Consider the following 22,267-nt stretch of genomic DNA (forward strand, 5'->3'; position numbering starts at 1 on the left):
GGGTGACCGCGCACGCCTTCGGCTCTCACCCGTTCGCGGCGCGTGCGAGGCGCCCCGGCGCTGCCGCTCCTAGCGTGGCCTCCATGACGACCGTCCGCGTTTCCCCCGCCGCCGCCCCGCAGGCCGCCCCCTCGGCCGTCCAGCCCGTCGGCTACTGGACCTGGGCCGCCCATCAGGCCGTCGTACGCCATCTGTGCGGCGCGCTGGCCGGGATCGATCTCACCCAGCCGCAGTGGTGGGTCCTGAAGGACATCGCCGCCGAAGACGCTCCCCGCACCCGGGCCGAGCTGCAGGACCGGCTCGCCGCGCACCTCGACTCCGGGCCGGAGGAGATCGGGCGGGCCGTCGACACCCTGGTCGCCCGTGCCTGGCTGAGCGTCGACGGGGCCGGCCGCGTGCGCACCACCGACGCCGGCCGGGAGGCCACCCGGCGCGCCGTCGACGTCCTGCGGCGGGTGCGCGCCGAGATCCACGAGGGCGTCCCCGAGGAGGACTACGCCACCACGCTGGACGTCCTGCGCCGGATGATCCGCAACCTCGGCGGGCGGGCCGACGACCTGAACCCCTGACGGACCCGGGAGAACGCGTGCACGGCGGGACCCCCGCCGTGCACGCGTTCTCCCGTGCTGCCCACCCGCGCTGTCCGTCCCCCGTTGCCCGGCAGCGAGGCCGCCCCATCCGTCCGGCACGCACTGTGCGGTGCCCATGGACTGAGCGCAGCGGTCCGAGTCGCACCCTTCTGTCCCTTTTGAGGCGTACTTTCGGTGACACGGCGCACTTTCGACCACCGATTACGCATGCCGCTCGTCGGCCCGGGCAGGCGGACGCGGTCCCCGAGCGTGGCAGGTGTGTGACGCAGGGGCATGGATCAGGAACGGAAGGCAACACCGAACATGGCGAACGGAACGGCACGACAGGCCCAGGCGACCATCCACGCGGGGGGAGAGTGGCTGGCAGCGGTCTCGGGTGCGACACGCGAGATCCTGGACCCCGCGGACGCCCGGCCGTTCGCCGTGGTCGCCGAGGGTGACGAGAAGGATGCGGAAAGGGCCGTCGCGGCGGCCCGGCAGGCTTTTGACCAGGGGCCCTGGCCCGCCACCCCCGTCGCCGAGCGCGCGGCCCTGCTGCGCCGCGTCGCCGACCTGCTCGTGCGCGACCGCGAGGCGCTCGGCCTGCTGGAGAGCCGGGACGCGGGCAAGACCGTGGAAGAGGGGCGCGTCGACATCGACTGCGTCGCCGACGCCTTCCGCTACTTCGCCGACCTGGTCGCCGCCGAGGCGCCCGGCCGGGTCGTGGACGCGGGGTCCAGCGACATCCACAGCGTCGTCGTGCACGAGCCCGTGGGCGTCTGCGCGCTCATCACGCCCTGGAACTACCCGCTGCTCCAGGCCAGCTGGAAGATCGCCCCGGCGCTCGCGGCCGGCAACACCTTCGTGCTCAAGCCCAGCGAGATCACCCCGATGACCACCATCGCGCTGATCGAACTGCTCGCCGAGGCCGGGCTGCCCGACGGGGTCGCGAACCTCGTCACCGGCCCCGGCCACACCGTCGGCGCCCGGCTCGCCGAGCACCCCGACGTCGACCTGGTCTCCTTCACCGGCGGCCTGGTCAGCGGCGTCAAGGTCGCCCAGGCCGCCGCGCCCACCGTGAAGAAGGTCGCGCTCGAACTCGGCGGCAAGAACCCCAACGTCGTCTTCGCCGACGCCTGCGCCACCGACGAGGGCTTCGACACCGCCGTCGACCAGGCACTCAACGCCGCCTTCATCCACAGCGGCCAGGTCTGCTCGGCCGGTGCCCGGCTCATCGTCGAGGAGTCGGTCCGGGACCGCTTCGTCACCGAACTCGCCCGCCGGGCCCAGAAGATCAGGCTCGGGCGCGGCACCGCCGACGGCGTCGAGTGCGGCCCGCTCGTCTCCGCGCAGCAGCGCGAGAAGGTGGAGGGCTACGTCGCCTCCGCGCTCGCCGAGGGCGCGGTGCTGCGGTGCGGCGGCAAGCGGCCGGAGCCGAGCGAGGTCCGCCCGGAGTCCGGGTACTTCTACGAGCCCACGATCCTCGACGCCTGCCACCGCGAGATGAAGGTCGTCCGGGAGGAGGTCTTCGGACCCGTCCTCACCGTCGAGACCTTCCGCACCGAGGACGAGGCCGTCCGGCTCGCCAACGACACCGAGTACGGCCTCGCGGGCGCCGTCTGGACCGCCGACGCGGGCCGGGCCCGCCGGGTCGCGGGGCGGCTGCGCCACGGCACGGTCTGGATCAACGACTTCCACCCCTACCTCCCGCAGGCGGAGTGGGGCGGCTTCGGCAGGAGCGGCACCGGCCGCGAGCTGGGCCCCGCCGGACTCGCCGAGTACCGCGAGGCCAAGCACGTCTACCAGAACCTCGCGCCCCGGCCCGTGCGCTGGTTCGCCGGCTGACCCCCTCAACGTCCCCACGCAGCAAGTCCGTTCGGAGTACCCCCATGTCCCACACCCCCTCCCGCCTCTACGACTACGTCGTCATCGGCGGCGGCACGGCCGGCTCGGTCATCGCCTCCCGCCTCACCGACAACCCCGACGTCACCGTCGCCGTCATCGAGGGCGGCCCCACCGACGTCGACCGCGACGACGTCCTCACCCTGCGTCGCTGGATGGGCCTGCTCGGCGGCGACCTCGACTACGACTACCCGACCGTCGAGCAGCCGCGCGGCAACTCCCACATCCGGCACAGCCGCGCCCGCGTCCTCGGCGGCTGCTCCTCGCACAACACCCTGATCTCCTTCAAGCCGCTGCCGTCCGACTGGGACGAGTGGGAGGAGGCCGGCGCCAAGGGCTGGGGCGCCGTGCCGATGGAGGCGTACTTCGCCCGGCTGAAGAACAACATCGTCCCGGTCGACGAGAAGGACCGCAACGCCATCGCCCGCGACTTCGTCGACGCCGCCCAGGCGGCGCTCGGCGTCCCGCGCGTCGAGGGCTTCAACAAGAAGCCCTTCACCGACGGCGTCGGCTTCTTCGACCTCGCCTACCACCCCGAGAACAACAAGCGCTCCTCCGCCTCGGTGGCGTACCTGCACCCGGTGATGGACGAGCGCCCCAACCTCCACATCTACCTGGAGACCCGGGCCTACCGGCTGGAGCTGGCCGGCACCCGCGCCGAGGGCGTCCACGTGCGCACCAAGGACGGCGAGGAACTGCTCATACGGGCCCGCAACGAGGTCGTGCTGTGCGCCGGAGCCGTCGACTCCCCGCGCCTGCTCATGCACTCGGGCATCGGCCCGCGCCAGGACCTGGAGGCCCTCGGCATCCCGGTCGTCCACGATCTGCCGGGCGTCGGCGAGAACCTGCTCGACCACCCCGAGTCGGTCATCGTCTGGGAGACCCACGGGCCGATTCCGGAGAACTCCGCGATGGACTCCGACGCGGGCCTGTTCGTGCGCCGCGACCCCGAGCACACGGGCCCGGACCTGATGTTCCACTTCTACCAGATCCCGTTCACGGACAACCCGGAGCGGCTGGGCTACGAACGCCCCGCGTACGGCGTCTCGATGACCCCGAACATCCCCAAGCCGAAGTCCCGCGGCCGCCTGTACCTGACCAGCGCCGACCCCGAGGTCAAGCCCGCGCTGGACTTCCGGTACTTCACCGACGAGGACGACTACGACGGCCGGACCCTGGTCGACGGCATCCGCATCGCCCGCGAGATCGCGAAGTCCGAGCCGCTGGCCGGCTGGCTCAAGCGCGAGGTCGCCCCCGGCCCGGAGGTCACCGGCGACGAGGAGCTGAGCGAGTACGCCCGCAAGGTCGCGCACACCGTCTACCACCCGGCCGGCACCTGCAAGATGGGTGCCGCCGACGACGAACTCGCCGTGGTGGACCCGGAGTTGAGGATTCGTGGCATGCAGGGCATCCGGATCGCCGACGCGTCCGTCTTCCCGACGATGACCGCCGTGAACCCGATGATCGGGGTGCTGATGGTCGGAGAGAAGGCCGTCGACCTCATCGGGGAGAAGGCCGTCGAGCTGGGCGGTGATGCCCGATGAGCGCCACCGTCCCCACCCGCAAGCCGCCCACCGCGACCGGCACCGACACGCCCGTCTTCTCCGTCTCGGGCCTGTGGAAGGTCTTCGGCCCGAAGGCGGAGCGCGTCCCCGCCGACGCCGAACTCACCGCGCTGGACCCCGCCGGCCTGCGCGCCCGTACCGGCTGCACGGCCGCCGTCCGGGACGTCTCCTTCGACGTCCGCAAGGGCGAGGTCTTCGTCGTCATGGGCCTGTCCGGCTCCGGCAAGTCCACCCTGGTGCGCTGCCTGACCCGGCTCATCGAGCCGACCGCCGGCACGATCGCCATCGACGGCGAGGACGTCCGCGCCATGGACAAGGCCCGGCTGCGCGAACTGCGCAGGCACCGTGCCGCGATGGTCTTCCAGCACTTCGGTCTGCTCCCGCACCGCACCGTCCTCGACAACGTCGCCTACGGCCTGGAGATCCAGGGCATCGGCAAGGCCGAGCGCCGCGCCCGCGCCGCCGAGGTCGTCAAGAAGGTCGGCCTGGAGGGCATGGAGAAGCGCCGGCCCAGCCAGCTCTCCGGCGGCCAGCGCCAACGCGTGGGCCTGGCACGGGCGTTGGCGGTCGACCCCGAGGTGCTGCTCTTCGACGAGCCCTTCAGCGCCCTCGACCCGCTGATCCGCCGTGACATGCAGGACGAGGTGGCCCGGCTGCACCGCGAGGAGGGCCGCACGATGGTCTTCATCACCCACGACCTCGCCGAGGCCCTCAAGCTCGGCGACCGGATCGCCCTGATGCGCGACGGCGAGGTCGTCCAGCTGGGCACCCCCGAGGAGATCGTCGGCTCCCCGGCCGACGACTACGTACGCGAGTTCGTCCGGGACGTCCCGCGCGAGCAGGTCATGACGGTCCGCACCGCCATGCGCCCGGCCGCGGCCGACGAGGACGGCGGCCCGGCCGTGCGCCCCGACGCCACCGTCGCCGAGGCCATCGAGGCCGTCGCCCGGTCGGGCGCCCCGGCCCGCGTGATGGACGAGGGCACATGCCTGGGCGTCGTCGACCACGAGCGGCTGCTGGACGTGGTCGCCGGTGTCACGGACGTGCCGAGCAGCACCCCGGAGGCCGTCTGATGGCAGCGCTCACCGTGGCGGCCGCCCGCGGCGCCAAACCGAAGATCCTCAGGAGCCGGGCCGCGGGCAAGCTCCTGCTGCTCGCCCTCCTCACCGCCGTCCTGCTGCCCGTCCTCGGCCGCTGGGGCAACGGCGCCTGGCCGCACGAGCTGACCGTCAGCCTGGCGGGGCCGCTGACGTCGGCCAGTAACTGGGTCATCGACAACCGGGACAGCCACCCCCTGTTCCTGTACTTCTTCGGCTACATCAGCAACGCCGTCGTCCTCTCCGTGCGCGCCGTCTACCTCACCCTGCTCGCCCTGGGCTGGACCGGCGTCACGGTCCTCGGCGCGCTGGTCGCCTGGCGCGTCGCCGGAGTCCGGCTCGCCGCCGGCACGGCCGCCGCGTTCCTGGCGTGCGGCGCGCTCGGCATGTGGGTGCCGACCATGCAGACCCTCGCGCTGATGGTCGCGGCCGTGCTCGCGGCCGTGCTCGTGGGCGTGCTGCTCGGGCTCGCCGCCGGCCTGTCCGACCGCCTCGACCGCGCCCTGCGCCCGGTCCTGGACACCATGCAGGTGCTCCCGGCCTTCGCCTACCTCCTCCCCGTCGTCCTGGTCTTCGGCATCGGCGTCCCCGCGGCCGTCCTCGCCACCGTCGTCTACGCCGCCCCGCCGATGGCCCGCCTCACCGCGCTCGGCCTGCGCGGCGCCGACCCCGAGGTCCTGGAGGCCGTGGAGTCCCTCGGCGCCACCCGCCGCCAGCGGCTGCTGACCGCCCGGATCCCGCTGGCCCGGGGGGAGCTGCTGCTCGGCCTCAACCAGACGATCATGATGGCGCTGTCCATGGCCGTCATCGCCTCGGTCATCGGCGCCGGCGGCCTCGGCGACCGCGTCTACCAGGCCCTCGCCTCCGTCGACGTCGGCCAGGCCCTCGCGGCCGGCATCCCCATCGTGCTGCTCGCGATCGTCCTGGACCGCGTGACCGCGGCCGCGGGCGAGGACCGTACGGCGCGAACGGCGCAGCCCGGGACGCCCCGCACCATCGGCTGGGTGTACGCCCTCGCCGTCACCGCGGCCGTCGCCCTCGCCGCCCGTCTGCTGCACGGCCTGAACTGGCCCACCGGCTGGACCCTCGGCATCGCCGCGCCGGTCAACAGCGCCGTCGACTGGATGACCGCCCACCTCTACTCCGGCGTCCCGGTCATCGGCGGCACCGCCGACTGGGCCGGCCACTTCACCACCTGGGTCCTGGACCCGGTCCGCGGCGGTCTGCAGTGGCTGCCCTGGTGGTCCGTGCTGCTGATCGTCGCAGCGCTGGCCTGGCTGATCGGCACCTGGGCCACCGCCCTGACCGCCGTCCTCGCGATGGCCGCGATCGGCGTGCTCGGCGTCTGGGACCCGGCCCTCGACACGCTCTCCCAGGTGCTGGCCGCCGTCGCCGTCACCCTGGTCCTCGGCTTCGCGACCGGCATCGCCGCCGCCCGCAGCGACCGCGTCGAGCGCGCCCTGCGCCCGGTCCTGGACGTGTTCCAGACGATGCCGCAGTTCGTGTACCTGATCCCGGTCGTCGCGCTGTTCGGCGTCGGCCGCGCCCCGGCCGTGGCGGCCGCCGTCGTCTACGCCCTGCCCGCCGTCGTCCGGATCACCGCGCAGGGCCTGCGCCAGGTCGACCCGGCCGCGCTGGAGTCGGCGCGCTCGCTCGGCGCGACCGGCCGCCAGCAGCTGTGGCAGGTCCAACTCCCGCTCGCCCGGCGCTCGTTGCTGCTCGCCGTCAACCAGGGCGTGGTCCTGGTCCTCGCCGTCGTCATCATCGGCGGTCTGGTCGGCGGCGGCGCCCTCGGCTACAACGTCGCCTTCGGCCTCGCCCAGGGCGACCTCGCCACCGGCCTGGTGGCCGGTGCCGCCATCGTCTGCCTGGGCCTGATGCTGGACCGGGTGACCCAGCCGACCGAACGCCGCGCGAGGAAGGGAGCCTGACATGCGCGTACGTACGACCGTCCCGGCCGCCCTCGCCGTGCTGGGGCTCGCCACCGGCTGCGGCGCCGCCGACATGACCAAGCAGGCCTCGCCGTTCGCCAACGCGCAGGGCACGAAGTCCGTGACCCTGTCCGTGCAGTCCTGGGTGGGCGCGCAGTCCAACGTGGCCGTCGCCCAGTACCTCCTGGAGCACAAGCTCGGCTACCGCGTCGACACCGTCCAGGTCGACGAGGTGCCCGCGTGGGACGCGCTCAGCCAGGGCCGCGTCGACGCGATCCTGGAGGACTGGGGCCACCCGGACCAGGAGAAGCGGTACGTCGAGGACAAGAAGACCATCGCCCGCGCCGGCGACCTCGGCGTGACCGGCCACATCGGCTGGTTCGTGCCGACCTACCTGGCGAAGCAGCACCCCGACATCACGGACTGGAAGAACCTGAACAAGTACGCCGGCCTCTTCCGCACCCCGGAGAGCGGCGGCAAGGGCCAGCTGATGGACGGCTCCCCGTCCTACGTCACCAACGACAAGGCCCTGGTCGGCAGTCTGAACCTGGACTATCAGGTGGTCTTCGCCGGTTCGGAGGCCGCGCAGATCACCCAGATGAAACAGTTCGCCAAGGAGAAGAAGCCCTTCCTGACCTACTGGTACTCGCCCCAGTGGCTGTTCAAGAAGGTCCCCATGACGGAGGTGAAGCTGCCGCCGTACAAGGACGGCTGCGACGCGGACGCGGCGAAGGTCGCCTGCGCCTACCCGCACACCCCGCTGCAGAAGTACCTCAACGCGGACTTCGCCAGGTCGGGCGGCAAGGCGGCGGCCTTCCTGAAGAAGTTCCGGTGGACGACCGAGGACCAGAACGAGGTCTCCCTGATGATCGCCGACCAGAAGCTGTCCCCGCAGGACGCCGCGAAGAAGTGGGTGGACAGCCACCCGGACGTGTGGAAGAAGTGGCTGTCCTGAACCGCCCTACGTCTTCAGCTGCTTCTTCAGCTGTTCGGTCATCCCCTGCAGTGCCAGCGCCGCCCAGCGCTGCTGCTTCGGTCCGAACGTGAGTCGCGTGGCCCCGAGTTCGCCGAGTTCGGCGAGCGAGGGGCCCGTGGCGTCCAGGTGGCCGTGGACGTTGACCGGGCCCTGGATGCCGGACCGCAGCAGCGGCAGTACGTCCTCGGGGGCGCGGATAGGGAAGATGCAGTCCGCGCCCGCCGCCACGTACAAAGCGGCCCGCTCGATGGCCCGTTCGGGATCCGTCTCGCCGCGCAGGAAGGTGTCGACGCGGGCGTTGAGGAACAGCCGGTCGCCCGCGGCCGCGCGGAACTCGGCGAGGAACTCCGCCTGCTCGTGCGGGTCCTTCAGGACACCTCCGGCGGAGTCCTCAAGGTTGCAGCCGACGGCGCCCGCCTCCAGCAGCCGTTCCACGATCTCCCGCGGCGCGAGCCCGTACCCGGCCTCGATGTCCGCCGACACCGGCACGTCCACGGCCCGGGTGATCCGGGCGACCGCCGCGAACATCTCGTCGGCCGGGACCGCCCCGTCCTCGTACCCGAGCGACGCGGCCACGCCCGCGCTCGGCGTGGCCAGCGCCGGGAACCCGGCCGCCGCGAACACCCGCGCGCTGGCCGCGTCCCACGGGCCGGGCAGGACCAGCGGATCGCCCGGGGCGCGCCCCAGGTGCAGCGCGCGGAACTCCTCGACCGTGCCGCCACGGCTCACGCGTGCTGCCCCGGCCGGTAGTGGCCGGGCACCATCCGGGTGCTCACGCCGATCCGGTTCCAGGCGTTGATCACCGTGATCGCGGCGATCAGCTGGGCCAGCTCGGGCTCCTCGAACTGCTTCGCGGCCCGCTCGTACACCTCATCCGGCACGAAGCCTCCCCCAGACTCCGTCCGGGAGGTGCCCCCAGTCAGGACGGTGATCGCCTCGGTCAGCTCGATCGCCGCCAGTTCCCTCTCCGTGTAGAAGTGCTTCGACTCCTCCCACGCGCTGAGCTGCACGATCCGCTCCACGCGCTCACCGGCCGCGAGCGCGTCCTTGGTGTGCATGTCGAGGCAGAACGCGCAGTGGTTGAGCTGCGAGGCGCGGATCTTGACCAACTCGTACAGCGTGGGGTCCAGCCCCCGCCGGGCGGCGGCGTCCAGCCGGACCATCGCCTTGTAGACCTCGGGCGCGTGCTCGGCGAACTGCATCCGGGGCGTGTGCTCGGCGACGTACTCGGCCTGCTTCTCGGTGCTGATGTCAGTGCTCATGCCGTCGACCCTACGAGCGAGGCAGCCCAGGGGTATGGTCCATTTCCATGGCGAAACCTTGGGCCACTCTCGGCGTCGACCTCCACCTCGAACCGACCGGCGCGGGCGGGCTGCGCCGGGGCCTGACCGACGCCCTGCGCGACGCCGTCCGCACCGGCCGCCTCGCCCCCGGCACCCGGCTGCCGTCCTCCCGCACCCTCGCCACCGACCTCGGCATCGCCCGCAACACCGTCGCCGAGGCCTACGCCGACCTGGTCGCCGAGGGCTGGCTCACCGCCCGCCAGGGCTCCGGCACCCGCGTGGCCGAAAGGGCCGCCGTCACCCCGGCGGACCCGGCGCGCAGCGGTGCGGCGGCCCCACGGCGCACGGCACCGGCGCGCCCCACGTACAGCCTCCTGCCCGGCACCCCCGACCTGGCCGCCTTCCCGCGCGCCGCGTGGCTGAAAGCCGCCCGCCGCGCTCTGGCCACCGCCCCGCACGACGCCCTCGGCTACGGCGACCCGCGCGGCCGCCCCGAACTGCGCACCGCCCTCGCCGGCTACCTCGCCCGCGTCCGCGGCGTCCGCACCGACCCCGAGACCCTCATCGTCACCTCCGGCTTCGCCCACGCCCTGCGGATCATCGGCCCCGTCCTCGCCGCGCGCGGGGTGCCCGCGGTGGCGGTGGAGTCGTACGGCCTGGACGCGTACCGGCGCCTGCTCCGGCAGGCGGGCCTCGCGACACCCCCGCTCCCGTACGACGAACTCGGCACGGACCCCCGGGTGCCGGGCGACGCCGGCGCGGTCCTGCTCACCCCCGCCCACCAGTTCCCGATGGGCCTGCCGCTGCACCCCGACCGGCGGGCCGCCGTCGTGGACCGGGCACGGCGCACCGGCGGGCTGATCCTGGAGGACGACTACGACGGCGAGTTCCGCTACGACCGCCAGCCCGTCGGGGCCCTCCAGGGCCTGGACCCCGACCACGTGATCTACTTCGGCACCGCCAGCAAGTCCCTCGCCCCCGGCCTGCGGCTGGGCTGGATGGCACTGCCGCCCGCTCTGGCCCAGGAGGCGATCGAGGCCAAGGGCACGCACGACACCGTGGGGGTGCTGGAGCAGCTCACCCTCGCCGAGTTCATCACCTCCGGCGCGTACGACCGCCAGGTCCGCTCCGCCCGCCAGCGCTACCGGCGCCGCCGCGACGCCCTGGCCGAGGCGGTCGCCGCCCGCGCCCCCGAGGTCACGGTCACGGGCATCGCGGCCGGCCTGCACGCCCTCCTGCGCCTGCCGCCGGGCCTGGAGGAGTCGGTGGTCCAGGCCGCCGCCTGGCAGGGCCTGGCCCTCCAGGGCCTGTCCTTCCACCGTCACCCGGAGGCGGCCGCCGAGCCGCTGGACGCGCTGGTGGTGGGGTACGCGACCCCGCCGGACAGCGCGTGGGCGGGCGCACTGGAGGCCCTGTGCCGGGTGCTGCCCTGACCACAGGCGGCTCTCAGGCGACGGACTCCTCGGCCCCCGGTGCCTCTCCGAAGCGCGCCAGCGCCATCGCGCCCGCCACCGCCACCAGGAAGCCCAGGACCGCCAGCCAGGTCAGCCCCTCCCGGGTGCGGTCGCCCAGCCAGACGACGCCCACCGCCGCCGGTCCGAGCGTCTCGCCGATCACCAGGCCGGCCGTGGCCGTGGTCACCGCACCCCGGGTCAGGGCGGAGGTCAGCAGCATGAACGCGGCGCCACTGCCGATGACCAGCGCGTACGTCGCCGGGTTGGTGAGCAGTTGCGCGGGCCGGAGCGAGTCGATCAGGCGCACCGACACCTCCACCACCCCGAACCCGAACCCGGCTCCCAGCCCGAGGACCAGCGACCGGCCCTTCCCGGTCAGCCGCCCGCCCGCGAGCGCGAGCAGCAGCATGCCGACGGCCACCGCGAGCATCACGTACCGCAGGGTGTCCGATCCGTCCTGTCTGCCCTCCGGCCCGGACGCCAGCGCCAGCATCGCGAGCCCGGCGCACACCACGGCCACCGCGCCCCACTCCGTGCCGTTCAGCCGTACCCGCAGCAGGCGCGCCGCCACCACGGCGGTCACCGCCAGGCTCGACGCCAGGGCGGCGCTGACGGCGTAGATCGGCAGGGACCGCAGCGCCACGATCTGGAACAGGAAGCCGAGCCCGTCCAGCGACAGCCCGGCGAGGTACCGCCACTGTCTGAGCGCGCGCAGCAGCAGCGCGGCCTCACCGCCCTCGCCCGTACCGGCCGTCCGCGCGGCCACCGCCTGCAACACCGTCGCGGTACCGAAGCAGACCGCCGCGCCCAGGGCGCACACCATTCCAAACAACACAAAGGGACTCTAGGCGAGTGGTAAAGCCGCAGGCCGCCTGAACGGCGGTTCTCACCGATCTCTAGGCTGATCCGAACGTCCTACGAACCAAAGTCCGATACGGGGGAGACTCCACCATGGAGAACACGCGCCGCCGGCTGCGCTCCGGCACGGTCGTCCTCGGCGGCATGGGCCTGCTGGCCGCCGCCCTGACCGCCTGCTCGTCCGAGCCGGACAAGCGCTGCGTGGACCGCGGCAGCTACGACTTCGCCCGGGGCTACAGGATCGTCTCCGACAAGAACTGCACGTCCACCAAGGCGTCGGTCGACGGCGGCTGGTACTACGGCGGCACGAAGAAGGGCTCCTGGGCGGACGGCGGCTCCTTCACCAGGCCCCGCAAGAGCTCCGGCAGCAGCCACGGCGGAGTCCACCGCGGCGGCTTCGGCGGCGGCCACCACAGCTCCGGCGGCTGAGGCCCGTATGGAGCGCCGTACCCTCACCCCCCGCCCCGGCTGGCAGCGGACGGTCGAGGAACAGGGGCTGATCTACCCCCTCACCCGCCACCCCGACGACTCCCTGCGCCCGTACTGGGACGAGAGCGCCGCGTACGTCTTCACCCTGGACGAGGTCGAGGCGCTGGAGGAGACCGTCGCCGAACTGCACGCCATGTGCCTCGCCGCCGCCGGGCACCTCGTGGCGCAGGACCGACTCGCCGACCTCGGCATCACCGACCCGCGCGTGGCCGCCGCGGTCACCGAGTCCTGGCGGCGCCGGGCCGAACTCCCCTCCCTGTACGGCCGGTTCGACCTGCGCCACGACGGCACCGGCCCGGCGAAACTCCTGGAGTACAACGCCGACACCCCGACCTCGCTGGTCGAGGCGGCCTCCCCGCAGTGGTTCTGGATGGAGGAGCGCTTCCCCGGCGCCGACCAGTGGAACTCCCTGCACGATCGCCTGGTCGCGGCCTGGCGGACCCAGGCCGCGCTGCTGCCGCCCGGCGCCCCGCTGCACTTCGCGCACTCCGCGGCCGACGAACTCGGCGAGGACCTGATGACGGTCGCCTATCTGAAGGAGACCGCCGAGCAGGCCGGGCTCGACACCGACTGGCTGGCCATGGAGGAGATCGGCTGGGACACCCTCTCCGGCCGTTTCGTCGACAACCGGCTCCGGTTCATCCGCGGCATCTTCAAGCTCTACCCGTGGGAGTGGCTGACCACGGACGCCTTCGCCGGACACGTCCTCGACACCCTCGACAACGGCGGCGGCACGGGCTCGACGCTGTGGATCGAGCCCGCCTGGAAGATGCTCCTGAGCAACAAGGCCCTGCTGGCGATCCTCTGGGAGCTGTACCCCGGCCACCCGAACCTCCTGCCCGCCTACCTGGACGGCCCGCGCGAGCTGGCCACGACCGCGGGCTACGTCGCCAAGCCCCTGCTCGGCCGCGAGGGCGCGGGCGTCACGGTGCACCGGCCGGGCACCGCGCCGGCCTCGCGCGACGAACCCTGCTGCTACCAGCAGCTCGCCCCGCTGCCCGCCTTCGACGGCAACCACGTCGTCCTCGGCGCCTGGGTCGTCCAGGGCGAACCGGCGGGCCTGGGCATCCGCGAGTCCTCGGGCCTGATCACGAACGAGTACGCCCGCTTCGTGCCGCACGTGATCCTCTAGGCCCCTTCGAGCACCGCCCGCACCTGCTCCAGCCCCCAGTCCAGGTCCGCCTCGGAGACGACCAGTGGCGGCGAGAGGCGGATCGTCGCGCCGTGGCTCTCCTTCACCAGCACCCCGCGCTCCATCAGCCGCTCCGCGACCTGCCGCCCGCTGCCGACGTGCGGGGCGACGTCCACCCCGGCCCACAGCCCGCGCCCCCGCACCGCCGTCACCGCGCCGGTGGCCGGCAGCTGTGCCAGCGCCCGGTGCATCCGCGCGCCCAGCTCGGCCGCCCGCGCCTGGAACTCGCCGCTGCGCAGCATCGCGATCACCTCCAGCGCCACCGCGCACGCCAGCGGATTCCCGCCGAACGTCGACCCGTGCTCGCCCGGCCGGAACACCCCGAGCACCTCCGCGCTCGACACCACCGCCGACACCGGCAGGATCCCGCCGCCCAGCGCCTTGCCCAGCACGTACATGTCCGGCACGACCCCCTCGTGCTCGCACGCGAAGGTCCGCCCGGTCCGCCCGAGCCCCGACTGGATCTCGTCGGCGACGAACAGCACGTTCCGCTCCCGGGCCAGCTCCCGCACCGCCGCCAGATAGCCGGCCGGCGGCACGATCACCCCGGACTCGCCCTGGATCGGCTCCAGCAGCACCGCAACGGTGTTCTCCGTCAGCGCCGCCCGCATCGCGGTCAGATCGCCGTACGGCACGATCTGGAAGCCCGGCGTGTACGGCCCGAAGTCCGCCCGGGCCTCCGGGTCGGTCGAGAAGCTGATCACGGTCGTCGTACGCCCGTGGAAGTTGCCGCCCGCGACCACGATCTTCGCCATCTCCGCGGGCACGCCCTTGACCTTGTACCCCCACTTGCGGGCCGTCTTGACCGCGCTCTCCACCGCCTCCGCGCCGGTGTTCACGGGCAGCACCATCTCCATCCCGCACAGCTGGGCCAGCTCGGTGCAGAAGGCGGCGAACCGGTCGTGCAGAAAGGCGCGCGACGTCAGTGTGACCCGCCCCAGCTGCGCCGTCGCCGCCTCGATCAGCCGCCGGTTGCCGTGCCCGAAGTTCAGCGCGGAGTACCCGGCCAGCATGTCCAGGTACCGGCGGCCCGCCACGTCCGTCAGCCACGCCCCCTCGGCCGTGGCCACGACGACGGGCAGCGGATCGTACGTGGGCGCGCAGTGCGCGTCGGCGGCGGCGATGAGATCTTCGGCGGTGGTCATGATCGCTCCCGGTGCGGCGGTGCCCCCTTCGATGCCCTCACCCCATCCTCGCTCGCATGGTGGACGCGCGGCCTGTCGTGCGCGGCCCGCCCGGTAGGCTGATCAACGGGCCGTGACTGGCGCGCTGGGATGGGACCGACCATCAGGGAGCGGCCCTGCGGGACAGCGATCCCGCGGGAAAACAGTGCCGTGCGCCTGGGCCGAACGTGAACGCTGTACGCACACCGTCCGGAGGTCCCCGATGCCTGAGCAGCAGCCCCTTTCCACCGAGTCCACCGCCTTCCGCGCCGCCCTCGACGTGATCCGCGCCGTCGAGCCGCGCGTCGCCGACGCCATCGGCCAGGAGGTGCACGACCAGCGCGAGATGCTCAAGCTGATCGCCTCCGAGAACTACGCCTCCCCGGCCACGCTGCTGGCGATGGGCAACTGGTTCAGCGACAAGTACGCCGAGGGCACGATCGGCCGCCGCTTCTACGCCGGCTGCCGCAACGTCGACACGGTGGAGTCCCTCGCCGCCGAGCACGCCAAGGCGCTGTTCGGCGCCCGGCACGCCTACGTCCAGCCGCACTCCGGCATCGACGCCAACCTCGTCGCCTTCTGGGCCGTCCTCGCCGACCGCGTCGAGGTCCCCTTCCTGGAGAAGGCGGGCGCCCGCCAGGTCAACGACCTCACCGAGGCCGACTGGGCCGAGCTGCGCCAGGCCTTCGGCAACCAGCGCATGCTCGGCATGTCCCTGGACGCGGGCGGCCACCTCACCCACGGCTTCCGCCCGAACATCTCCGGCAAGATGTTCGACCAGCGCTCCTACGGCACCGACCCGGCGACCGGCCTGATCGACTACGAGGCGCTGCGCGCCCAGGCCCGCGCGTTCAAGCCGCTGATCATCGTCGCGGGCTACTCGGCGTACCCCCGGCTGGTGAACTTCCGGATCATGCGCGAGATCGCCGACGAGGTCGGCGCGACGCTGATGGTCGACATGGCGCACTTCGCCGGTCTGGTCGCCGGCAAGGTCCTGACCGGCGACTTCGACCCGGTCCCGCACGCCCAGATCGTCACCACGACCACCCACAAGTCGCTGCGCGGCCCGCGCGGCGGCATGGTCCTGTGCGACGACTCCCTCAAGGACCAGGTCGACCGCGGCTGCCCCATGGTCCTCGGCGGCCCGCTCCCGCACGTCATGGCCGCGAAGGCCGTCGCCCTGGCCGAGGCTCGGCAGCCCGCCTTCCAGGACTACGCCCGGCGCATCGTCGACAACTCCCGCGCGCTGGCCGAGGGCCTGACGCGCCGCGGCGCCACGCTCGTGACCGGCGGCACGGACAACCACCTCAACCTGATCGACGTGGCCACGTCGTACGGCCTCACCGGCCGCCAGGCCGAGTCGGCCCTCCTCGACTCCGGCATCGTCACCAACCGCAACGCCATCCCGGCCGACCCGAACGGCGCCTGGTACACCTCCGGCATCCGCATCGGCACCCCGGCGCTCACCACCCGCGGCCTGGGCACGGCGGAGATGGACGAGGTCGCGGGCCTGATCGACCGCGTCCTTGCGACGACGGAACCGGGCACCACGAAGTCCGGCACCCCGAGCAAGGCCTCCCACGTCCTGGACGCGAAGGTGGCCGAGGAGATCGCCCAGCGGGCGACCGACCTGGTGGCGGGCTTCCCGCTGTACCCCGAGGTCGACCTGGGCTGACCCGCTGCCGCGCGCGGGGTCGGATCGGTGCCGTCGCCACTGTCCACACCTGAGAGAATGATGAACATGGCCTCTGCTGACCGACCCCGCGTGCTCTCCGGTATCCAGCCCACCGCCGGCTCGTTCCACCTCGGCAACTACCTCGGCGCCGTCCGCCAGTGGGTGGCGCTCCAGGAGTCGCACGACGCCTTCTACATGGTCGTCGACCTGCACGCGATCACGGTCCCGCAGGACCCGGCAGAGCTGCGTGCCAACACCCGGCTCGCCGCCGCCCAGCTGCTCGCCGCCGGCCTGGACCCGGACCGCTGCACCCTCTTCGTGCAGAGCCATGTCCCCGAGCACGCCCAGCTCGCCTGGGTCATGAACTGCCTCACCGGCTTCGGCGAGGCCAGCCGCATGACCCAGTTCAAGGACAAGTCCGCCAAGCAGGGCGCGGACCGGGCGAGCGTCGGCCTGTTCACGTACCCGGTCCTCCAGGTCGCCGACATCCTGCTGTACCAGGCGAACGAGGTGCCGGTCGGCGAGGACCAGCGCCAGCACATCGAGCTGACCCGGGACCTGGCCGAGCGCTTCAACGGCCGCTTCGGCGAGACCTTCGTGATCCCGTCGCCGTACATCCTCAAGGAGACGGCGAAGATCTACGACCTCCAGGAACCGACGATCAAGATGAGCAAGTCGGCGTCCACGCCGAAGGGCCTCATCAACCTCCTCGACGAGCCGAAGACGACCGCCAAGAAGGTCAAGAGCGCCGTCACCGACACCGACACCGTGATCCGCTACGACGTGGAGCACAAGCCGGGCGTGTCGAACCTGCTCACCATCTACTCCACGCTCACCGGCCGCACGATCGCCGAGCTGGAGCGGGAGTACGAGGGCAAGATGTACGGCGCCCTGAAGACCGACCTCGCCGAGGTGATGGTCGAGTTCGTGACGCCGTTCAAGGAGCGCACCCAGCAGTACCTGGACGACTCCGAGACGCTCGACTCGATCCTGGCCAAGGGCGCGGAGAAGGCGCGCGCCGTCGCCGCGGAGACGCTCGCGCAGGCGTACGACCGCGTGGGATTCCTGCCGGCGAAGCACTGAGCCGGCTGCCGCACCGGACAGAGCGCTGCACATCACTTCCCTCGCGCCTGCCCACAGGACACCCGTGGCCGTACAGTCAATAGCCACGGGCGGGGAAGAACGCGGTAAGAACACAGGGCGCGGACGACAGGAGACGACGTGGGGACCGTAACGATCGGCGTGTCGATCGCGGTCCCGGAGCCTCACGGCAGCCTGCTCCAGGAGCGGCGCGCGGGCTTCGGCGACGCCGCGGCTCACAGCATCCCGACGCATGTCACGCTGCTGCCGCCGACCGAGGTCGACGCGGCGGACCTGCCGGCCGTCGAGGCGCACCTCACCGAGGTCGCCGCGGCCGGCCGCCCCTTCCCGATGAAGCTGTCGGGCACGGACACCTTCCGCCCGCTCTCGCCCGTCGTCTACGTCCGGGTCGTCCGGGGCGCCGAGGAGTGCGCCCGGCTCCAGCAGCGGGTGCGGGACGCCTCCGGGCCGGTGCCGCGCGAGCTCCAGTTCCCGTACCACCCGCACGTCACCGTCGCGCACGGCATCTGCGAGGCCGCCATGGACCGCGCCTTCGCGGAGCTGTCCGGCTTCGAGGCCGACTGGCCGTGCACCGGCTTCGCCCTCTACGAACAGGGCCTCGACGGCGTCTGGCGCAAGCTGCGGGAGTACACGTTCGGGGGCTCCGTGGTCCCGCCCCAGGCGAGCGGCGCCGAGGTGGAACGGGTGCGCTAGACCGGGAGTCTCCTGAACAGCGCCCTCGGTGTGTGCCGCAGCGCGGCCATCACCACCCTGAGCACGCCCGGTACCCACACGGTCTCCGCGCGGCGGCGCAGGCCCAGCTCGATCGCCGTGGCGATGGCCTCCGGGGTGGTGGCGAACGGCGTCTCAGGCCGGTGGACGGACCCGGGGCGTACGACCATGACGTGCACGCCGGTGCCGTGCAGGGCGTCGCCGAGGCCCTGGGCGAAGGCGTCGAGGCCGGCCTTGCTGGAGCCGTAGATGAAGTCCGCGCGGCGGGCCCGCTCACCGGCGACGGAGGACAGCACGACCAGCGAGCCGTGGCCCTGCGCCTGGAGGGCGCCCGCGGCGACCAGGCCGGCCGAGACCGCCCCGGTGTAGTTGGTCTGGGCGACCCGCACGGCCCGTGCCGGTGCGCGCTCGTCCTCGGCCTGGTCGCCGAGGATGCCGAAGGCCAGCAGCACCAGGTCGATGTCGCCCTCGGCGAAGACCTTGCCGAGCGCGGTCTCGTGGGAGCCGGGGTCGAGGGCGTCGAAGTCGGCCGTACGCACGTCGGCGCCGAGCCCGCGCAGGCTCTCGGCGGCTTCCTCCAGGGCGGGCGAGGGGCGCCCGGCCAGCCACACCGTGCGGGTGCGGCGGGCGATCAGCCGGCGCGCGGTGGCCAGCGCGATCTCCGACGTGCCGCCGAGGACGAGCAGGGACTGGGGGAGACCGAAGGCGTCCTTCACGTCAGCTCCTAGGAGTCAGAGGGCGAGGCGGCGGGAGAGGTCGGAGGTGAAGACGCCGCGCGGGTCCAGCCGGGCGCGCAGGGCGCGGAAGTCGGCGGCGCGCGGATACATGGCGGTGAGCAGGTCGGGGCGGAGCCGGGAGTCCCGCGCGAGCCCGACCCGGCCGCCGGCCGCGGCCACCTCCTCGTCGAGTCCGTCGAGGAAGGCGGCGAGGCCGGGCAGCGCGACCGGCAGGTCCAGGGCCAGCCACCAGCCGGGCACGGCACAGGACAGCCAGCCGGGACCGCCCGCCCCGAGGCGCTGGAGGACGGCGCGGGCCGACGGACAGCGGCGGTCGGCGACCCGCCGCACGATGCGGTGCAGGGCCTCCTCCTGGCCGTGGCCGACGGCGAACTGGTAGCGCACACGGCCGAGACGGCCGTAGCAGCGGCCGCCGAGCGAGACGGTGTCCAGCGGGTGGCCGAACGCGGACAGGTGCCGGAGCCGGCCGGGGTGCGCGCGGGGCGCCGTGAGGTACCGGATCCCGGCGGGCACGAGGGAGGCCAACGGGCCGACGGGCGGAAGGAGTTGGAGGGCGCGCGGGGCGAGCGGGTGCCGCCGTGCGCGCGCAGCCGCGACGTGCAGGGCCTCGCGCGGGGTGTGGCCGGCGCGGGTGAGGACCGCCCGTCCGGTGGCCGCGCCCCGGGCCGTCAGGTCGATGTGCGCGGCCGCGTAGCGGTGCGAGCGGCCGGTGCCGGTGGCCGCCAGGCGGGCCAGCAGGTCGTCGAGGCCGGTGGCGCGCTCGGTGCCGACGGTCAGGTACGCCGTCTCCACCGGCAGCAGCCGGATCGTGGCCGTCAGGATCACCCCGGTCAGGCCGAGCCCGCCGGCCGTCGCCTCGAACAGCTCGCTGTCCGGGCGGACCGCGCGGACCTCGCCGTCGGCCGTGAGCAGTTCCAGGGCCACCACATGGCGGCTGACGGAGCCGGCGCCGTCGTGGTCGCCGCCGTGCAGGTCGGCGCCGATCGCGCCGCCGACGGTGACGTGCCGGGCGGCGGGGAAGGCGGGCACCAACCAGCCGAGCGGGAGCAGGAGTTCGGCCAGCCGGCGCAGGCCGATGCCCGCGTCGCACAGCACGATGCCCTCGGCGGCGTCGACGACGTGGACGCGGTCCAGCCCGGTCATGTCGAGGACGGCACCGCCCGCGTTCCGCGCCGCGTCCCCGAGGGCCCGGTCCGGTCCGCCCCGGGCGACGGCGCCCCGCGCCCCGCACGCGCGGACGGCGACCGCGGCCTCCTCGTGAGTCCGCGGACGGATGACGGGAACCGTGTCTCCTGACATGTCGGGGACCGTATCGTCCCGGTATGGGAGGTTAGTTACGGAACATTCGCGCACTGCACACAACGGGTGATTAGTGGGATGTCATACGAGCGCGTGGGCGGGGGCAGGAACGGATCATGGACTGGCTGAAGAGACTCCCCGGCATCGGGCCGATCGTCACCCGCCTGATGACCACGCACGCGTGGCACTGCTACGAGCGGCTGGACCGGGTGAAGTGGTCGCGGCTGGCCGCCGCCATGACGTTCATCAGCTTCGTCGCGCTGTTCCCGCTGCTGACCGTGGCCGCCGCGATCACCGCCGCCACCCTCAGCCCGGCCCGGCAGAAGAACGTCGAGCAGAAGATCGCCGAGCAGTTCCCGGGCGTCGTCTCGGACCAGCTGAACATCACCACGCTCGTGCACAACGCCGGCACCGTCGGTCTCATCGCGGGCGCCGTGCTGCTGCTCACGGGCATCAACTGGGTCGGCCAGATGCGCGGCTGCCTGCGCACGGTGTGGGAGCTGCCGGACAAGGCGGAGAACCCGTTCCTCGCCAAGGCCAAGGACGCCGGCATCCTCGTCGGCCTCGGCGGCGCCCTGCTGCTCACCTTCGCCGCGTCCACGCTCGCCTCGGCCACCGTCGGCCTGGTCTCGCGCCATCTGGGCCTCGCCGAGTACGGCTGGGGCAGCGCGCTGCTGCGCGCGGCCGCCGTCGCCGTCGCCGTCCTCGCCGACTTCCTCATCCTGCTCTACGTCCTGACCCTGCTGCCCGGCGTCGAGCCGCCGCGCCGCCGCCTGCTGGTGGCCGCCCTGCTCGGCGCGGTCGGCTTCGAGCTGCTGAAGTTCCTGCTCAGCGGCTATATCCAGGGGGTCGCGGCGAAGAGCATGTACGGCGCGTTCGGCGTCCCCGTGGCGCTGCTGCTGTGGATCAACTTCACCGCGAAACTCGTCCTGTTCTGCGCCGCCTGGACGGCGACGCAGAACGGGCAGCCCGAGCCGGTCGGGGACATTCCCGAGGTCACGGGCGGTTCCGGCGGCGCAGCAGGTCCGGCAGCGGCCAGCGGCGGTTGACCAGGTACGCCCCGCCCGCGAGCAGCACCAGCAGCCCGCCCGCGATCGCCGCGGCGATGCCCATCCCGGAGCCGGAGCCGGCCGCGGCACCCGCGACGGGCTTCGCGCCGGACCCGTGCCCCGCACCCGCGCCGGACGCGCTCGGCCCGGGGCTCGGCACGGCGTTCTTCGGCGGCACCAGCTCGCCCACCGGCTTGACCTTCCCGGCCGCCTGGAAACCCCAGTCGAACAGCTTCGCCGTCTCCTTGTAGACCTCGTTGTGCTCGTGCTTCTCGGGGTTCATCACCGTGACGAGCAGCACCCGGCCGTTCCGCTCGGCGACTCCGGTGAAGGTGGCGCCGGCATGCGTGGTGTTGCCGTTCTTCACGCCCGCGATGCCCTGGTAGACGGGGACGTCGGCGTCACCGCTGAGCAGCCGGTTGGTGTTCCGGATCTCGCCCGGGCCGAATTTCGCCTGCACGGTCGAGCAGTACTCCCGGAAGTCCTTCTTCTGGAGCCCGGAGCGGGCGAACAGCGTCAGGTCGTACGCCGACGAGACCTGCCCCGCCTCGTCGTAGCCGTCCGGGGTCACCACGTGCGTGTCGAGGGCCTGCAGCTCGTCGGCGTGGTTCTGCATGTCCCTGACCGTCTGCTCGACCCCGCCGTTCATCGCGGCCAGCACGTGCACGGCGTCGTTGCCCGAGCGCAGGAAGACCCCGAGCCACAGGTCGTGGACGCTGTAGCTGTTGCCCTCCTTTATCCCGACCACGCTGGAGCCGTCGCCCATGCCCGCGAGGTCCGAGGGCAGCACCTTGTGCGTGGTGCCCTTGGGGAAGCGGGGCAGCACGGTGTCCGCGAACAGCATCTTCAGCGTGCTCGCCGGCGGCAGCCGCCAGTGGGCGTTGTGCGCGGCCAGCACGTCGCCCGACTCGGCGTCGGTGACGATCCAGGAGCGGGCGGTGATGTCCTTCGGCAGCACCGGCACGCCGGAGGCGAGGTTCACCTGCGTACCGGGCTGCCCGAGCCGGGTGCCGCCGACGACCGACATCCGGGCCGGGGGCGTGGCCGTCGGGCTTGTCGAGGGGGCGGGGGCGGCGAGCGCGGCGGGAACGGTGGCGGAGAGGGACAGCAGTGTGGCGGAGGTGGCCAGCAGTGATCGCTGGACGCGCTTCTTCGTTGCGGACACGGTCGGAAACGTACCCGGCACGGACGGCGACGTCCCGTATCCACCCCCACC

At 73.0% G+C, this 22,267-nt stretch carries 20 protein-coding genes; 13 read left to right on the plus strand and 7 right to left on the minus strand.

The annotated features are described in order from the left end of the window. The first annotated feature begins 83 nt into the window (after positions 1-83). The 6 genes from ACFC8N_RS29295 (at position 84) to ACFC8N_RS29320 (ending at position 8,019) form a co-directional block, all read left to right on the plus strand. A complete protein-coding gene (locus tag ACFC8N_RS29295; RefSeq protein ID WP_376291104.1) occupies positions 84-569 on the plus strand; it encodes a MarR family winged helix-turn-helix transcriptional regulator in 486 nt (161 codons plus the stop codon). Positions 570-893: 324 nt separating this feature from the next. After that, positions 894-2,414 (plus strand): aldehyde dehydrogenase family protein, encoded by a 1,521-nt coding sequence (locus ACFC8N_RS29300; RefSeq protein ID WP_362818228.1) that lies wholly within the window; start codon positions 894-896, stop codon positions 2,412-2,414. A 44-nt stretch (positions 2,415-2,458) separates the two neighbouring features. After that, on the plus strand, positions 2,459-4,015 hold the full coding sequence (locus ACFC8N_RS29305) for a GMC family oxidoreductase (protein WP_376291107.1): 1,557 nt from the start codon (positions 2,459-2,461) through the stop codon (positions 4,013-4,015). Next, the gene (locus ACFC8N_RS29310) at positions 4,012-5,109 is read left to right on the plus strand and encodes a glycine betaine/L-proline ABC transporter ATP-binding protein (RefSeq protein ID WP_362818231.1); all 1,098 of its coding nucleotides are present in this window, start codon (positions 4,012-4,014) and stop codon (positions 5,107-5,109) included. The genes ACFC8N_RS29305 and ACFC8N_RS29310 overlap by 4 nt, the downstream gene beginning before the upstream one ends. After that, entirely contained in the window at positions 5,109-7,064 is a 1,956-nt protein-coding gene (locus ACFC8N_RS29315; protein ID WP_376291110.1) for an ABC transporter permease, read from the plus strand. Before ACFC8N_RS29310 ends, ACFC8N_RS29315 begins: the two co-directional genes overlap by 1 nt. A gap of 1 nt (position 7,065) precedes the next feature. Continuing rightward, entirely contained in the window at positions 7,066-8,019 is a 954-nt protein-coding gene (locus tag ACFC8N_RS29320; protein ID WP_376291112.1) for an ABC transporter substrate-binding protein, read from the plus strand. 6 nt (positions 8,020-8,025) lie between these two features. Here ACFC8N_RS29320 and ACFC8N_RS29325 read toward each other — a convergent pair whose 3' ends face one another. Further along, a complete protein-coding gene (locus tag ACFC8N_RS29325; RefSeq protein WP_376291114.1) occupies positions 8,026-8,769 on the minus strand; it encodes an isocitrate lyase/phosphoenolpyruvate mutase family protein in 744 nt (247 codons plus the stop codon). Next, on the minus strand, positions 8,766-9,302 hold the full coding sequence (locus ACFC8N_RS29330; protein ID WP_362818235.1) for a carboxymuconolactone decarboxylase family protein: 537 nt from the start codon (positions 9,300-9,302) through the stop codon (positions 8,766-8,768). Before ACFC8N_RS29330 ends, ACFC8N_RS29325 begins: the two co-directional genes overlap by 4 nt. A gap of 47 nt (positions 9,303-9,349) precedes the next feature. On the opposite strand from ACFC8N_RS29330, the gene ACFC8N_RS29335 reads away from it, so the two are divergent. Beyond that, on the plus strand, positions 9,350-10,756 hold the full coding sequence (locus tag ACFC8N_RS29335; RefSeq protein ID WP_356030176.1) for a PLP-dependent aminotransferase family protein: 1,407 nt from the start codon (positions 9,350-9,352) through the stop codon (positions 10,754-10,756). Between the two features lie 13 nt (positions 10,757-10,769). Here the strand turns inward: ACFC8N_RS29335 and ACFC8N_RS29340 are convergent, their stop codons facing one another. Beyond that, on the minus strand, positions 10,770-11,600 hold the full coding sequence (locus ACFC8N_RS29340; RefSeq protein ID WP_356030284.1) for a DMT family transporter: 831 nt from the start codon (positions 11,598-11,600) through the stop codon (positions 10,770-10,772). Between the two features lie 128 nt (positions 11,601-11,728). Here ACFC8N_RS29340 and ACFC8N_RS29345 point away from each other — a divergent pair, with 128 nt between their 5' ends. Beyond that, the gene (locus ACFC8N_RS29345; RefSeq protein ID WP_356030177.1) at positions 11,729-12,064 is read left to right on the plus strand and encodes a hypothetical protein; all 336 of its coding nucleotides are present in this window, start codon (positions 11,729-11,731) and stop codon (positions 12,062-12,064) included. Positions 12,065-12,071: 7 nt separating this feature from the next. Then, positions 12,072-13,256, plus strand: coding sequence for a glutathionylspermidine synthase family protein (locus ACFC8N_RS29350; RefSeq protein ID WP_362818237.1), 1,185 nt, complete (start codon positions 12,072-12,074; stop codon positions 13,254-13,256). Here the strand turns inward: ACFC8N_RS29350 and rocD are convergent. Continuing rightward, complete coding sequence (gene rocD / locus ACFC8N_RS29355) at positions 13,253-14,461, minus strand: ornithine--oxo-acid transaminase (RefSeq protein WP_356030181.1); 1,209 nt, start codon at positions 14,459-14,461, stop codon at positions 13,253-13,255. The genes ACFC8N_RS29350 and rocD overlap by 4 nt on opposite strands. Positions 14,462-14,702: 241 nt before the next feature. Here rocD and ACFC8N_RS29360 point away from each other — a divergent pair, with 241 nt between their 5' ends. The 3 genes from ACFC8N_RS29360 (at position 14,703) to ACFC8N_RS29370 (ending at position 17,948) form a co-directional block, all read left to right on the plus strand. Then, positions 14,703-16,154 (plus strand): glycine hydroxymethyltransferase, encoded by a 1,452-nt coding sequence (locus ACFC8N_RS29360; protein WP_356030182.1) that lies wholly within the window; start codon positions 14,703-14,705, stop codon positions 16,152-16,154. A 57-nt stretch (positions 16,155-16,211) separates the two neighbouring features. Beyond that, positions 16,212-17,237 (plus strand): tryptophan--tRNA ligase, encoded by a 1,026-nt coding sequence (gene trpS / locus ACFC8N_RS29365; protein ID WP_376291120.1) that lies wholly within the window; start codon positions 16,212-16,214, stop codon positions 17,235-17,237. A 138-nt stretch (positions 17,238-17,375) separates the two neighbouring features. Next, positions 17,376-17,948, plus strand: a complete 573-nt coding sequence (locus ACFC8N_RS29370; RefSeq protein ID WP_376291123.1) for a 2'-5' RNA ligase family protein — start codon at positions 17,376-17,378, stop codon at positions 17,946-17,948. On the opposite strand, the gene ACFC8N_RS29375 is transcribed toward ACFC8N_RS29370, so the two are convergent. Both ACFC8N_RS29375 and ACFC8N_RS29380 read right to left on the minus strand, forming a co-directional pair. Beyond that, positions 17,945-18,682 (minus strand): decaprenylphospho-beta-D-erythro-pentofuranosid-2-ulose 2-reductase, encoded by a 738-nt coding sequence (locus ACFC8N_RS29375; RefSeq protein WP_356030186.1) that lies wholly within the window; start codon positions 18,680-18,682, stop codon positions 17,945-17,947. The two genes, ACFC8N_RS29370 and ACFC8N_RS29375, sit on opposite strands and share 4 nt — an antisense overlap. Before the next feature lie 15 nt (positions 18,683-18,697). Beyond that, positions 18,698-20,002, minus strand: coding sequence for an FAD-binding oxidoreductase (locus ACFC8N_RS29380; RefSeq protein ID WP_356030188.1), 1,305 nt, complete (start codon positions 20,000-20,002; stop codon positions 18,698-18,700). A gap of 116 nt (positions 20,003-20,118) precedes the next feature. Between ACFC8N_RS29380 and ACFC8N_RS29385 the strand changes: the two genes are divergently transcribed. Further along, a complete protein-coding gene (locus ACFC8N_RS29385; protein WP_376291126.1) occupies positions 20,119-21,051 on the plus strand; it encodes a YihY/virulence factor BrkB family protein in 933 nt (310 codons plus the stop codon). Here the strand turns inward: ACFC8N_RS29385 and ACFC8N_RS29390 are convergent. Continuing rightward, a complete protein-coding gene (locus tag ACFC8N_RS29390) occupies positions 20,999-22,216 on the minus strand; it encodes a D-alanyl-D-alanine carboxypeptidase family protein (RefSeq protein ID WP_376291128.1) in 1,218 nt (405 codons plus the stop codon). The genes ACFC8N_RS29385 and ACFC8N_RS29390 overlap by 53 nt on opposite strands. Positions 22,217-22,267: the final 51 nt, after the last annotated feature.

Source organism: Streptomyces sp. NPDC055966 (assembly GCF_042269865.1).
Taxonomy (GTDB): Bacteria; Actinomycetota; Actinomycetes; order Streptomycetales; family Streptomycetaceae; genus Streptomyces.

What these genes read in the sequence shown, in the direction of transcription:
- trpS (WP_376291120.1), top strand. Translation starts at nt 16,212, where the DNA reads ATGATGAACATGGCCTCTGCTGACCGACCCCGCGTGCTCTCCGGTATC.
- ACFC8N_RS29310 (WP_362818231.1), top strand. Translation starts at nt 4,012, where the DNA reads ATGAGCGCCACCGTCCCCACCCGCAAGCCGCCCACCGCGACCGGCACC.
- rocD (WP_356030181.1), bottom strand. Translation starts at nt 14,461, where the DNA reads ATGACCACCGCCGAAGATCTCATCGCCGCCGCCGACGCGCACTGCGCG.
- ACFC8N_RS29320 (WP_376291112.1), top strand. Translation starts at nt 7,066, where the DNA reads ATGCGCGTACGTACGACCGTCCCGGCCGCCCTCGCCGTGCTGGGGCTC.
- ACFC8N_RS29350 (WP_362818237.1), top strand. Translation starts at nt 12,072, where the DNA reads ATGGAGCGCCGTACCCTCACCCCCCGCCCCGGCTGGCAGCGGACGGTC.
- ACFC8N_RS29330 (WP_362818235.1), bottom strand. Translation starts at nt 9,302, where the DNA reads ATGAGCACTGACATCAGCACCGAGAAGCAGGCCGAGTACGTCGCCGAG.
- ACFC8N_RS29385 (WP_376291126.1), top strand. Translation starts at nt 20,119, where the DNA reads ATGGACTGGCTGAAGAGACTCCCCGGCATCGGGCCGATCGTCACCCGC.
- ACFC8N_RS29380 (WP_356030188.1), bottom strand. Translation starts at nt 20,002, where the DNA reads ATGTCAGGAGACACGGTTCCCGTCATCCGTCCGCGGACTCACGAGGAG.
- ACFC8N_RS29335 (WP_356030176.1), top strand. Translation starts at nt 9,350, where the DNA reads ATGGCGAAACCTTGGGCCACTCTCGGCGTCGACCTCCACCTCGAACCG.
- ACFC8N_RS29340 (WP_356030284.1), bottom strand. Translation starts at nt 11,600, where the DNA reads ATGGTGTGCGCCCTGGGCGCGGCGGTCTGCTTCGGTACCGCGACGGTG.
- ACFC8N_RS29300 (WP_362818228.1), top strand. Translation starts at nt 894, where the DNA reads ATGGCGAACGGAACGGCACGACAGGCCCAGGCGACCATCCACGCGGGG.
- ACFC8N_RS29360 (WP_356030182.1), top strand. Translation starts at nt 14,703, where the DNA reads ATGCCTGAGCAGCAGCCCCTTTCCACCGAGTCCACCGCCTTCCGCGCC.
- ACFC8N_RS29345 (WP_356030177.1), top strand. Translation starts at nt 11,729, where the DNA reads ATGGAGAACACGCGCCGCCGGCTGCGCTCCGGCACGGTCGTCCTCGGC.
- ACFC8N_RS29295 (WP_376291104.1), top strand. Translation starts at nt 84, where the DNA reads ATGACGACCGTCCGCGTTTCCCCCGCCGCCGCCCCGCAGGCCGCCCCC.
- ACFC8N_RS29305 (WP_376291107.1), top strand. Translation starts at nt 2,459, where the DNA reads ATGTCCCACACCCCCTCCCGCCTCTACGACTACGTCGTCATCGGCGGC.
- ACFC8N_RS29315 (WP_376291110.1), top strand. Translation starts at nt 5,109, where the DNA reads ATGGCAGCGCTCACCGTGGCGGCCGCCCGCGGCGCCAAACCGAAGATC.